Origin of the sequence: Limibacterium fermenti, from assembly GCF_041902845.1 — a bacterium.
Taxonomy (GTDB): domain Bacteria; phylum Bacteroidota; class Bacteroidia; order Bacteroidales; family Dysgonomonadaceae; genus Limibacterium; species Limibacterium fermenti.
Window position 1 is genome coordinate 3813389 of sequence record NZ_CP159486.1, and the last position, 13348, is coordinate 3826736.

General features: G+C 48.1%; 9 protein-coding genes. 4 read left to right on the forward strand and 5 right to left on the reverse strand.

Annotated elements, in window-relative coordinates; genetic code table 11:
* Positions 1-200: 200 nt before the first annotated feature.
* The gene (locus tag ABNK31_RS16445; protein ID WP_418893512.1) at positions 201-1190 is read right to left on the reverse strand and encodes a DUF5106 domain-containing protein; all 990 of its coding nucleotides are present in this window, start codon (positions 1188-1190) and stop codon (positions 201-203) included.
* Between the two features lie 182 nt (positions 1191-1372).
* Here ABNK31_RS16445 and ABNK31_RS16450 point away from each other — a divergent pair, with 182 nt between their 5' ends.
* Positions 1373-2458 (forward strand): hypothetical protein, encoded by a 1086-nt coding sequence (locus ABNK31_RS16450; RefSeq protein WP_418893513.1) that lies wholly within the window; start codon positions 1373-1375, stop codon positions 2456-2458.
* Positions 2459-2546: 88 nt separating this feature from the next.
* On the opposite strand, the gene nhaA is transcribed toward ABNK31_RS16450, so the two are convergent.
* Positions 2547-3695 carry a Na+/H+ antiporter NhaA gene (nhaA, locus tag ABNK31_RS16455; protein WP_418893514.1) on the reverse strand — a complete coding sequence of 383 codons (1149 nt, stop codon included), beginning with the start codon at positions 3693-3695 and terminating at the stop codon, positions 2547-2549.
* A gap of 238 nt (positions 3696-3933) precedes the next feature.
* Here nhaA and ABNK31_RS16460 point away from each other — a divergent pair, with 238 nt between their 5' ends.
* The 3 genes from ABNK31_RS16460 (at position 3934) to ABNK31_RS16470 (ending at position 8902) form a co-directional block, all read left to right on the forward strand.
* A complete protein-coding gene (locus ABNK31_RS16460; RefSeq protein ID WP_418893515.1) occupies positions 3934-5001 on the forward strand; it encodes a tyrosine-protein phosphatase in 1068 nt (355 codons plus the stop codon).
* A gap of 222 nt (positions 5002-5223) precedes the next feature.
* Positions 5224-6903: a DEAD/DEAH box helicase gene (locus ABNK31_RS16465; RefSeq protein WP_418893516.1), complete on the forward strand. Its 1680-nt coding sequence runs from the start codon at positions 5224-5226 to the stop codon at positions 6901-6903.
* Between the two features lie 91 nt (positions 6904-6994).
* Positions 6995-8902, forward strand: coding sequence for a biotin/lipoyl-containing protein (locus tag ABNK31_RS16470; RefSeq protein ID WP_418893517.1), 1908 nt, complete (start codon positions 6995-6997; stop codon positions 8900-8902).
* 76 nt (positions 8903-8978) lie between these two features.
* Here ABNK31_RS16470 and ABNK31_RS16475 read toward each other — a convergent pair whose 3' ends face one another.
* Genes ABNK31_RS16475 through ABNK31_RS16485 form a run of 3 tightly spaced genes read right to left on the reverse strand, consistent with a single transcriptional unit; the run spans position 8979 to position 13342 of the window.
* On the reverse strand, positions 8979-10604 hold the full coding sequence (locus tag ABNK31_RS16475) for a ribulokinase (protein ID WP_418893518.1): 1626 nt from the start codon (positions 10602-10604) through the stop codon (positions 8979-8981).
* Positions 10605-10624: 20 nt separating this feature from the next.
* On the reverse strand, positions 10625-12064 hold the full coding sequence (locus ABNK31_RS16480) for a sugar MFS transporter (protein WP_418895434.1): 1440 nt from the start codon (positions 12062-12064) through the stop codon (positions 10625-10627).
* 30 nt (positions 12065-12094) lie between these two features.
* The gene (locus ABNK31_RS16485; protein WP_418893519.1) at positions 12095-13342 is read right to left on the reverse strand and encodes a DUF6786 family protein; all 1248 of its coding nucleotides are present in this window, start codon (positions 13340-13342) and stop codon (positions 12095-12097) included.
* Between the last annotated feature and the right edge of the window lie 6 nt (positions 13343-13348).

Below are 13348 nucleotides of genomic sequence, written 5' to 3' on the forward strand. Positions count from 1 at the left end.
CAAAGCCCTTAATTCTAATGACTTTTCGCTAAAAGTCTTCTTTTTAAGCTTGCAAAAGTACGTTTCTTTTCGTTACGGCGAAATTTTTTCCACACAATAAATCCTACAGGATGTTAAAAAAGACAGTAACCGCCTGTAACCGAGGGTGTCGCTTCGAGCTTCCATGCTGGGTTCTGACAGGACGGAAACCCGGTATTATGCTAACGAGGCTTTGAAAAAAAACGGCCGATTTCTTCCACCGACGCATCTTTCAATAACACCCGTTTATCGGCATCCAGCAAATAGATCGCCGGCATGGCTTTCAAGTCATACAGTCGTTGCTGTTGCACGCGCATATCCTTATCGTACGCATGCAGCCAACCCGAAGGCATACCGGACAGATGGTCGCGCCAAAGTTGTTTGTCAGTACCGGGATAGACCGTGAGAATGGTAAGCAGGGTACGCGACGGGGTATTCATCGAGAAAGCATCGTTAACAGGCTGAGAAGCGGCGATACGAGACGATGTTTCGACACACGTTTCACAAGCGGGATCGGAAAATATCAACAACAGATACTCGCTTTTCAAGGAATGCAAATTCTCCGATTTTCCCGAAGGAAGCGTGTAGGGGAAGTCGGCGGCTTTATCGCCCACCCGGTTTTTAAGTGCCATATCGAGTTGAAAGGCATAGCGGGCTTTTTCTTCCGGCCTCAACAAAGGAGAAGGCGCCAGCAAGCGAAGCGCCGGAAGATACAATTCCTCATTGTGAAAGGGCGAATTGGATTCATAGAGGTATTTTTCGAAGAGCGACGCAAAATGAACGTAAACGGTTGTATCGGCCGCCGCTTTTTGCAAGGTGTAGGCAAGCGATTCACCGGTTTTTTCCGGAGAAACGTAACCGAGGATATTGATATAGTTGACGAAAGCCTGTTCGGTTATTTCGGGACGCTGCACCAGTTCACGGTCTGCAAAGTCGAACCGATCCCAATAATGCATGACTAAATAGGCGGCACGAACATCGGGATGGGTGAGGGTCGCCGGTATGTCGGGCAAGACAAACGTATCGGTAACAATCACCGCTTGCGCGCTATCGATATCCTGTTGCGGCGACAACGCATCGGCTGACGTCTTCTTGCTGGAAGTGCATGAAAAGATTGTTCCGACGGCGATAATACCGGCAATAAGCCGAATGTATTGGATTTGTTGCTTCATTTTCAATCGTTTTTTATTTTCTTTCCGCAAAGATAATCTTCACCATCCGATTTTACCGCATCGCCATTGAATAAATTTCCTCTTCACCCGGAGTCCCGTTTTCCATCTCTTCTCCATCTTTCTTCCATCTTTTACATGATTATCAATTTTTTTTGCATATGTTTGCATGAAAATTCATTCGAATGCGACATTACCCCCTTTTTCCTTTGCGCTTTGGAGTAGCTGCCGTCCTGCTCTCGCTGAGTTGCTTCTTTTTATCATCCTGCGACGGAAATAAAAAACGCCCGTATACGCTGTTAACATCTGATTCTATCGTCTCGGAAGCACCGGAAGCACCGGAAGCGCCGGTATCCGATACCGTGGAAGAAGATACGATTCGCCAGAACGTGGACGAGGCTGCATACGCACAAGCGCTCACGTACAATGCCAACGGCGACACGACGGGCCTATGGCCGGTAAGCCAACAACCGCTGCCTCTTGAAGGAGCTATCCTGCCTTTTAAAAGGGTCGTGGCCTATTACGGCAATTTATATTCGAAAAACATGGGTATCTTAGGGGAATATCCTCCCGAAGAAGTGTGGACGCGCCTGAACAGAGAAGTGAAGGCTTGGGAAGAGGCCGACCCGGAGACGCCGGTCGTCCCCGCGGTGCATTATATCGCCGTGGTGGCGCAAGGTTCCCCGTGGAACGATGGGAAGTACCGTTATCGCATGCCCGCGCAGCAAATCGATTCCGTGATGGCCATTGCTGCGATGGGGAACGCCCTCGTCTTCCTCGATATACAGGTGGCGTTGAGCACGGTGCGGGACGAAGTGGCCTTACTGGAAGAATATCTCAAACTGCCGCATGTGCACTTGGGCATCGATCCCGAGTTTTCGATGAAGGACGGCACTCCGCCGGGGAAAAAGATCGGAAGTTATGACGCCGAAGATATTAATTTCTGTTCGGAATATTTGGCGGAATTAGTCGAGAAACACAACCTGCCGCCGAAGATACTGGTCGTGCACCGTTTTACCCGCGGCATGGTGACCAACTACCGCAATATCCTTTTGCGCCCGGAAGTTCAGATCGTGATGGATATGGACGGATGGGGAGGACCTCAACTCAAGTACGATACCTATCGCGAATATGTGCGAAAAGAACCCGTGCAATTCACCGGCTTCAAGTTGTTTTACAAAAACGACGTCAAACGTCCGCCGAACCGCATGCTCACCCCGCAGGAATTGCTGAAACTGAGCCCTCAACCTATTTACATACAATATCAATAGGCAAACGCGACGGAGAAGGAACCGGACGGCCTGTTTTTTTACTCCGGTGTATGAATAAATCGATTTTCATTCGGGGCGATACATCCTTTTAGCGTTCCTTTTTTTGTTTCTTCGGCAAGACGAACGACAGCCACACTAATCCGGCCGCAGCCGCCAATAAAGACGAAAGCATAATCGTCCATTTGGCCCCGTTTACATAATGATTATTCCCCGAGAACGCCAACAACGTGATAAAAATCGACATCGTGAAACCGATTCCGCCCAACAATCCCGCGCCGAACAATTGCTTCCACTTCACTCCCGACGGAAGACGGCATAGCCCCACACCTACTGATAACCACGAAAAGAATGTAATGCCTATCGGCTTACCCACGACCAATCCCAATAGAATGCCTTCGGCAAACGGTTCATGGAATGTGCCGAACAAATCGCCATCAAGCGATATCGCCGTATTGGACAAAGCAAAAAGCGGTAAAACAAAGAAATACACCGGATAATGCAATGCGTGCCGCAACCGCACCGCGGGACTTTGTGTAAGATCCCTGTTGTTCGGAATAGTGATGGCCAACAGCACTCCGGCAATGGTAGCATGCACTCCCGAATAATGCATGCAATACCACATCGCAATCCCTCCTATCAGGTAAACGGCCAATGTCTTCACATGAAAAACTTTATCCAACAGCAACAACAGCGCAAACAAGCCTAAGGCCAGCGCGAGAAACATCCCGTCGATGGACGACGAATAAAAGACGGCGATCACGATAATCGCTCCCAGATCGTCGATAACGGCCAACGCCATCAAAAAGACTTTCAATCCCGGAGGAACGCGGTTGCCCATGAGCGAAAGAAAAGCCAAAGCAAAAGCAATATCGGTCGCCATCGGAATGCCGAAGCCCGATGCGGTGGGCGTACCGGCGTTCCACATCAAATAAATCGCGGCCGGAAGCAACATACCTCCCAACGCCCCCGACAAAGGAAGCATGGCGGTTTGGAAAGAGGAAAGCCTCCCCCGGTATAATTCATCGACCAGCTCCAACCCGACCAACAGAAAGAAGACAGCCATCAATCCGTCGTTAATCCAATGTTCCGCCGAATGCGCTCCCAGGGGAAAAGTCCAGATGGACTGATAACTTTCCCCGAAGCCCGAATTAGCCATGAACAACGACAACAGTGTGCACGCAATCAGTACAAACCCGCTCGTCTTTTCATTATTCAATAAAGTCTGAAACTTTCCCATATCCGTTTAATATGCCGGCGCAAAAATACAAATTAATATCCGACTTCCGCAAGTCGGCCGTCACCTCAAAAAACACAAACAGCGACGGATAAATACAGAACCCTTTTTGGGGAAGTCAGAAGGAGGCGTACAGTCGCAAAAAAAAGTTTCATATCGCCCATTTATTGTTAATATACATTTCAATGGCTTTTAGAAACAATGTTTTGACTATATTTGCTTGTTACTAATAAAAAAAACAGTGAGGAAACTATATTTCATATCATCCCTACTCGTCTTGTCGGCTCTTTCGACAGGATGTATCTCTACGGTAAAAATATCATCCGTGGTTGAAAAAAATACCGACGGCGATTATTTATTGAAGTGGGAAGTGAGCCCCGACCAGGAGGGGGAAATAGCGATTTACTCCTCGCCTTCCGACAGCTCACTCAATGACTTCGCTTCGCTCCAATCGTATAAAATCACCGATCAGGTGGCCCTGATAAACCCTTCCGAATCGGGATTCCGCGAATATTTTCTTCTCAAAACAAAAGGGGCCAATTCCGGAATCGTCGCCAACCGCATCATCGAAATGGATGAAATTAAGAACTTTCGCGATGTGGGCGGTTATTTCACTTCCGATAACAAACAAATGCGATGGGGCAGAATCTACCGTTCCGGGAATCTCTCAACCGCCACCCTCGCCGATCAAGACAAAATCCGAAAGTTAGGCATTAAAACCATTATCGACTTTCGCTCGGAGAAAACGGCGAAGAAGTATCCCATTCTCCTGCATCCCGGCATACGCCGGATAGCGGTACCCATCAGCCTGATGGACGCCGAAAAACTCGATGAGCAGCTTCGCGACGAAGACTTTAACCGCAGCGATGCCATCCGCTTTGTACAGGAATCGTACGTGGGAATCGTAGAAAACTACAAACCCGCATTCTCCGAAATGTTTAACATCCTTATCGATGAGGGTAATTATCCCATACTCCTAACTGGCTCACTCGGCAAAGACCGGGTAGGCCTTGCTTCGTATTTTATCCTCTATGCCATCGGCGTTCCCGAAAATGTGATACAAGACGATTATCTCCTTTCCAACCGTGTGATCGACATATCCGCAACGGTCGAAAACGCACAAAGTCTTCCCGAATATATGCAGGAAGCCATTACGGCCATGCTTTCGGTGAACAGGGCTTACATCAATTATGTCATCGACCACATTAAACAACAGTATGGCTCGGTCGATAACTATTTGGAAAAAGAACTGAATGTGGGTTCCGGCAAAAAGATTTTATTAAAAAAATACTTGCTCTATCCTTATTAACTTTGGTGATATAAATATATTTAACTACTTTTGCACCTGATTTCAATCAGGGTTATCTAGATCCTTCCATCCGGACGGATGAGCAGCCTATGTGCCGCATTTCTCTTTTTTTAATCAAAACGTACGTATTATCGAGCGCTCCTCTCATCTTTTCTTTCGTCGTTATGTGGGGGTAGAGAGATCGTTTGGGATACTTTCACCAATTAATATAACAAAAAACAGATGAGTACATTTGAACAACTAGGAGTTGCTCCCGAGATATTGCGGGCAATTCAGGAAATGGGTTTCGAACAACCGATGCCCGTGCAGGAGCAAGTCATCCCGCAACTATTAAGCAATACCCGCGATATTATCGCTTTAGCGCAAACGGGTACCGGTAAAACCGCCGCTTTCGGCATCCCCGTCATCCAGAAAACCGACATCGGACTATTATCTCCCCAAACGCTGATTCTTTGCCCTACCCGTGAGCTGTGCCTGCAAATTGCCGGCGACCTCACCGAGATTTCGCAATATGTCAAAGGCCTCAAAATCCTTCCCGTTTACGGCGGATCGAGTATCGAAAGCCAGATAAAAACGCTGAAGCGCGGCGTCCAAATCGTTGTCGCCACTCCCGGACGCCTTATCGACTTGATTAAGCGTAAAACGGTGTCCCTCGCCAACGTACACACCGTCATCCTCGATGAAGCGGACGAAATGCTCAACATGGGATTTACCGAAAGTATCGATGAAATCCTTTCCAGCGTGCCGCAAGACCGCAGCATGTTGCTCTTTTCGGCTACCATGCCCCAGGAGATTGCCAAAATCACCAAAAAATACATGTCCGATCCCGTCGAAATTATTATCGGCCGTAAAAACGAAGGGGCGCAAAACGTGAAGCATATCTATTTTATGGTGCATGCAAAAGATAAATATCTCGCCCTGAAACGGATTGTGGATTATTACCCCAATATTTACGGCATCGTGTTTTGCCGCACCCGCAAAGATACGCAGGAAATCGCCGACAAACTTATTCAGGACGGTTACGACGCCGACTCGCTTCACGGCGACCTGTCGCAGGCGCAGCGCGATTATGTAATGAACAAATTCCGCCAGCGAAACCTCCAGATCTTAGTCGCTACCGACGTTGCCGCCCGCGGTTTGGATGTCGACGATATTACCCACGTCATCAATTTCGGCCTGCCGGACGACTTGGAAGTATACACCCACCGCAGCGGACGCACGGGACGAGCCGGAAAAGCGGGTACATCCATTTCCATCATCCACACCAAGGAAAAAGGGAAAATCAAACAGATAGAAAAGACTATCAATAAGAAGTTCGAAAAGGAAAATATTCCTGCAGGCGACATCATCTGCGAAAAACAATTGTTCAACTTCGTCGATAAGATTGAAAAAGTAAAAGTCAACGAAGAAGAAATAGAACGTTTGCTTCCTTCCATCTTCCGTAAACTCGACTGGCTCGATAAGGAAGATGTCATAAAGCGTGTCGTTTCGCTCGAATTCAACCGCTTGATCGACTATTATCAAAAGGCCGAGGAAATAGAAGAACCTTCCGAACAATCCTATTCGAAAAACGAACGTACCCGCAACCGGAAAAACGAACGGGGGGATAAATACGACAGAGGGGATAAAAATAACCGTCAGCCCGAAAAAGGATATACCCGTCTCTTTATCAATATAGGAAAAATCGATGGCGCCAATCCGGCCAACCTAATGGGTTTTCTCAACGACTATGTTCCAGGCAAAGTACGCGTGGGACGGATCGACCTGATGAAGAACTTTTCCTTTTTCGAAGTTCCCGAGCAAAATGCGCGGCAGGTAGTAAAAGCCTTAAAAGGTATTTATGTCGAAGACCGTAAGCTTGTTGTGGAGTTTGCTTCTCAAATGAACTCTAAAAAGCATTAAATTCTATTTTAAAAGTTTTTTTTAAAACTAAGTTGATGCGAATTTGTTATGTATTTTACATTAATAATATTTTAAGAAAGACAAGTTTGATATGAATCAGAAACTTTTAATCAGAGATCTCACATTGAGAGATGGTCAGCAATCGGCTTTTGCTACGCGCATGAACCAGTCGCAAGTCGACAGGGTATTGCCGTATTATAAGGATGCCAACTTCTATGCAATGGAGGTTTGGGGAGGTGCTGTTCCCGATTCGGTAATGCGTTACCTGAATGAAAACCCTTGGGACCGGCTTGAAAAAATACATGCCGCAGTAGGGAATGTTTCTAAACTGACGGCCCTTTCCCGAGGACGGAACTTATACGGATATGCTCCCTATCCCGATGAAATTATCGACGGTTTTTTTAAAAATGCCGTCGCTTCAGGACTCAACATCATGCGTATTTTCGACGCCCTGAATGACGTAGACAACATCAAATCGAGTGTAAAGTCGATTAAGAAATATGGAGGAATGGCCGATTGCGCCGTTTGCTATACGGTCGATCCGAAATATGATGACGACCCGCAGGAAGAAACGAAAAAGGGTGGATTCCTCGGTCTGTTCTCCAAAAAAGAAGAAACTCCGAAACCCAAGCACAACCCGGTGTTTACCGACGAGTATTTCCTCAATAAAGCGAAAGAAATGTTTGCCCTCGGAGCCGATATGATCACCATCAAGGATATGAGCGGGCTTATTCCTCCTTCGCGCGTAGCAGCCTTGATACCACTGTTCAAAAAGCATATCAACGTTCCGGTCGATTTCCATACGCATTGCACCCCCGGTTACGGCCTTGCAGCGGTACTTACCGCCATTGTTTACGGTGCCGATATCGTTGATACGGTTATCTGGAACTTCGCCGGAGGACCCGCAGCGCCTGCGCTTGAGTTAATTTACATTTTCTGTAAAAAACTAGGTGTCGAATTGGATGTAAACATGGAAGCGGTAGCCAAGATCAACAAGGAGTTGTTCGATATACGCAAGGAATTGGATCCTTACGATGCCGTAAAACAATTCCCGAAACCATTCAATCCGCTTACGGATACCCTGCCCGCTGAAATCGACAGAGAGTTCGATAAAGCTATCGAAGCGGCTAAACGTAATGACGAAGCAGCTCTATTGGACGCCTGCCACGCTATTGAAACTTACTTCAATTTCCCGAAAGCCGATGAGCGTGTTAAGAACGCCGAAATTCCGGGAGGTATGTACACGAATATGGTTGCTCAATTAAAGCAATTCAATTCGTTGGACATTTTGGATGACGCCATGAAGCTCATCCCCAGTGTCCGGTTGGATGCAGGGTTACCTCCATTGGTAACTCCTACCAGTCAAATTGTAGGAGCTCAAGCGGTAAGTTCGGCTTTAAACCTGAAAAACGGACGGCCGAAATATGCCAATGCTTCCAACCAATTTGTGGCTCTTGTAAAAGGGGAATATGGTAAAACCCCCGTCCCGGTGAATCCCGAATTCCGCTTGCAAATTGCCGGCACTCGAGAAGAAACGCCTTACGATACTTCGACTTATAAAAGTCAGGACAATCCTGTTTTGGAAGAATACGGAAGCGTTCACTTGGCAAAAGATGAAAAAGATCAACTTTTGCTCGAATTGTTCCCTGCGGTGGCGACCAATTTCTTAAGAAATCTGCGCAAAAAAGAATTTGAAGCAAATGGCGGTAGCCATACGCAACAAAGCGAACAGTCGCAGGCTTCGCAACAGCAACACGTTCAGGATGCCGAACCTTCAGGACCGAAAGGACAATATATTCAGAGCCCGATGCCGGGTAATATTATCGAAGTCCTCGTAAAAGAAGGCGAGACAGTAAAGAAAGGTGACAATTTACTGATTCTTGAAGCGATGAAGATGGAAAATGACATCACATCCGAACTTTCCGGAACCGTGCGCCGTATATTCGTTCAGGCAGGGGATGTAGTGAAAGAAGGAGTACCGCTGGTAGAAATTGTTTAATAACAAATTCTCTCTTACTCTTATGTGAAATATTTAAAGCGGGGGCATCGTTCGAAACGGTACCCTCGCTTATCTTTTACCGGAAATCCTGCATAAAAATTCCGGCTTTAAGGTATCGGTTATAGAGTACATCATATACTTTCCGATGTTTATCTTGCGGATAATATACGGTCAGATGTTTTTGTACCAAAACCTTTTGAGCGTTCTGCACCGAGTCGAAACAACCGGCCGCTACCGAAGCGCCTATAGCCGCACCCAACGCTCCGGCTTGTTGTGTAGCGGCTATCTTGATAGGAACGCCCATCACATCGCTCAACGTTTGCATTACATAGGGCGATTTCAGGGAAATACCCCCTACTCCGATAACCTCTGCAATCTCGATTCCTTCTTTTTCAATATGTTCCATTATAGCCCGCGAACCGAAAGCCGTCGCTTCTACCAGACTTTTATAAATCTGCGCCGGCGTCGTGCCCAATGTCAATCCGAAAAGGCCGCCCTGTAATTTTTGATCGGCATAAGGCGTGCGACGGCCGTTGAACCAATCACAAGCCACCGGATCGTTTTCCATCACCGTAAGTTTCGACGCTTCTTCATTAAGAGCCGGCAAGATACGCGAAATAAGCGCTTCGCCGGCTTCAACACCCTGCAACGTCCATGAGAGAAGGTGCTTAAACCAGGCATAGATATCGCCGAAAGCCGATTGCCCCGCCTCCAAACCGATATATCCCGGAATAACCGAGCCATCGACTTGCCCGCTGATGCCGGGGACAAACTTCTCTTTCATATCTTCCTTCGGAGTAACCACAATATCGCAGGTCGACGTGCCGACAATCTTAACCATCGTATGCGCTTTTATTCCGGCTCCGACGGCTCCGGCATGCGCATCGATGATGCCCACGGCCACTTTTATCTCTTTGCGCAATCCCAGGCGTTCCGCCCACTCTTGGGTGAGTTCTCCGGCCGGGATGTCGCCGGTGTAGGTTTCGTTGCTCAAATGCCCGGCAAAACCGTCGAACAAAGGATCGAGCCGTGAAAGAAACTCCTGCGACGGATAACCGCCCCACTCTTCCGCCCACATCCCTTTATGCCCCGCGGCGCATCGGCTGCGTTTGACTTCTTCGGGCCTTAACCGACCGGTAAGCAATGCCGGCATCCAATCGCAATGCTCGATAATGGCATACGCGTCCTTCCGGATGCTTTCATTTTCCCGCAACGCGTGAAGCGCTTTAGCCCAAAACCATTCGGAGGAATAAATACCTCCGGAAAGGGCCGTGAAATCGGGGTTCCAGCGATGCGCCAACTCATTTATTTCCGCGGCTTCGCGGATAGAGGTATGGTCTTTCCAAAGGATAAACATGGCATCTGGATCTTCCGCATACTCCGGCAATAAAGCCAACGGCGTACCGCTCCTGTCCGTCAGGCAGGGCGTACTGCCGGTCGTATCGATTCCCAAAGCGGCAATATCTTCCGCCGCTCCGGCAGGAAGTTGAGACACCGCTCCGCGAAGGGCTTCTTCCAGCGAATCGATATAATCCTGCGGATGTTGACGGTAGCGGTTCTTCGACGGATCGCAATACCATCCGTTCCTCCACCGCCGATAATACGATTCCGATACCGCGATCTCTTCTCCCGACTCCGCATTGACAATCAATGCCCTGCACGAATCGGTACCATAGTCGATTCCTATTACTAATTTTCCCATATCATTATTCTCTTTTTAAATCAATTTTCCAAAGAAGCCTCTAACTTCTTATCGCGGGCAATGGTAAAGCTGTATACGGTTATGATTAAAAACGCAACGGCAGGCACCCAATAGGCTAACTGAATGCTTCCCGAATGGTCGGATAGGATGCCTTGTATCTGCGTCAAAAAAGCCGCTCCGGCAATTGCCATAACCATTCCCGAACTGCCGATTTTGGTGTCCTCTCCCAATCCGCGCATGCCGATGCCGTAAATCGTCGGGAACATGAGCGACATGCAACCCGAAATACCCATCAGCGCATAGACGCCCAAGAAACCCGGTGCGTACACCGTTGTCACACTGCAAATGACCGCCAAAATCGCCAGCACCGACAGCAAGTTCACCGGTTTGATCCACTTCATCAGCCAGGTACACAAAAAGCGAGCGCAGACGAACAACACCATCGACAAAATATAGTACGTCGCCGCAGCTTGTTCGGCCGTACGCGGCAGCAAGGCGTCCAGCCCTATCCATTCGCAGAAATGATAAAACCGTGCGGCCACCGGTTCCACATTCCGCAGTGTACTCATAATCGTTTCGGAAGACGCCCCCGAGCCTAATGAAGCGATCACGCCGTTCAAGTCGAGATGTTGAATGACGTAACGGATCAGGAACGACCATACCGCCACCTGTGCTCCCACATAAAAGAATTGGGTCGCTACGCCCCAAACGTAATTCTTATTGCGCTTGAGACGCCCGAATGTCGCTTTCAGATTCAAGGTCTTATCATCGTCCTGCGCCTTGGGCATGCGGGTAAAAAAGATGGCTGCCAACAAGACAAGCATCACCAGGCCCAGCACCACATACGCCGTAGTAACGGCATTTAACTCCCCATTCTGTATCTGCAACAAATCGGCTTGCGAAAGGCCGCTCCTATCCTCGGCGCTCATCGTATTTAATTGCGAAAGAACGAAGATTTGGCTCGCCAAAGCACCGGTCAACGCTCCGAACGGATTAAACGATTGAGAGAAATTCAATCTTCTCGTAGCCGTTACCGGATCGCCCAACGCGTACACGTACGAATTGGTGGAAGTCTCCAAAATAGACAGTCCGGCGAATAAAATGAAAAATGCCAGGAGGTATACCGCGAAGCAGAAAAACGGATTGATATCAATGGCCAGCATGGCCGGATAGAATAAGAAGCAACCGGTAATGCATAAGCTTAATCCCAGCAATACCCCCGATTTGTATGTATGTTTCTTGATGAAAATAGCGCCGGGCAACGCGAAACAGCCATATCCCAACAGGTATGCCACGACTTGTATCCAAGCGGTCTGGGTGTCGGAGAAACTCATGATGCGTTTAAAGGCGGCCAGCATGGCATCGGTCATATTGTTAGGCACCGCCCAGATGAAGAACAAGGCTGTCAGAAGAATAAAAGGAAACAGGATCCCTTTGGGAACCAAATGATGCTTTTCCATCGGTTTGTGATGTGGATTCATTGAAATGTGTTATTTAAAAATAGTCTTTACTTGCTTGAGGGAGACGCCCAGCAGCTTTTCACAAATCGGGGAAAGCGCGGCTTCATCGCCCGTAAAATGATATACATGATGCGTATGCGACAGTGATTCGCCGGATTTCAGGAACGCAACGGGCGAGCAACTTTCCAGTTCGAGGAAAGGGCCCATGATGCTGCCGTCGTCCAACGGGCCGTCGTTATAAGCATTCAATGCGTCGCCCTTTAAAGGATCTTTCGCCGGATTCCATTCCTGATTGAGGTAAGTCGACTCGGGATCCGCATCGAAGGTGATAACGGTCAGCCGTCGGGATATCGGATCGTAGTTCCCTGCAACCGCTTTGGTGCGCTTAGCGTTCATTCCCAATTTACTGCGGTATTTTCCGTCCGTTTTCAGATAGAGCGTGCCGTTTTCGTAACGGATCCGGTCGGAAGGTATCTCACCGAAATAGTCGGTGGTCGCAACCGCCCCTAATTCTTTATCATTGCCCTCGTTGTACGGCACTACGGTAACGGCCGAATCGGAAGGATTGAACATGTCGAGCATCCATATGCATACGGTTCCCGTTTCGGGCGTCCATTCGAAATCATTTCCATTGGTGATTTTATTGTCGGTAGCATACGCAACCGCCGCTGCGCCGTCCGGCAACGTCATACCGAGCGTACGGGATAAATCAGCTGCTTGCAAAAGCGCTATCTTTCGTTCGACGGAAATTTTCAACGTGCTTCCCTTATAGTTTTTCAGTTCCATTTTCTTAGTTAGCACCGCTTCTTGATCCGATGCGCTTTGTACTTCCCACGCTTCGGTATCGATGGCCGGGGGCGTATGCCAATTGTCATATACCTGTTCGGCGTCCGGCTGGAAATAAATGGAATATTGCCCGCCTTCGGGTCCCAGCCAGAAACGGTTTTCGCCACCGTACCCGTTCATGTGTTCATCGACGACGCCCGAGTCAAAGACTTTGTAATTGACAAAGCCGAGGCTTTTGCCCTCTGCACCGCCAGTGGTGGAAGTGAATACTTTGGCTTGATAAGCCGGCGAAACGATCACCTGCGCTCTTTCATCGGCCGATTTGAGCACAATCAGACTGTCTTTTTCCGATAAATAATTGAGATCGTATCCGAACGTTCCCTTTTCAAAATGGTTGTTCATACTGTTTTCTGTTTTTTTACTGTTGCTTGTGCAGGAAAGCAGTAGCGCGCTTCCCACTGTTGCAAGCATCAACATGTTATTTATTTTCATCTTATT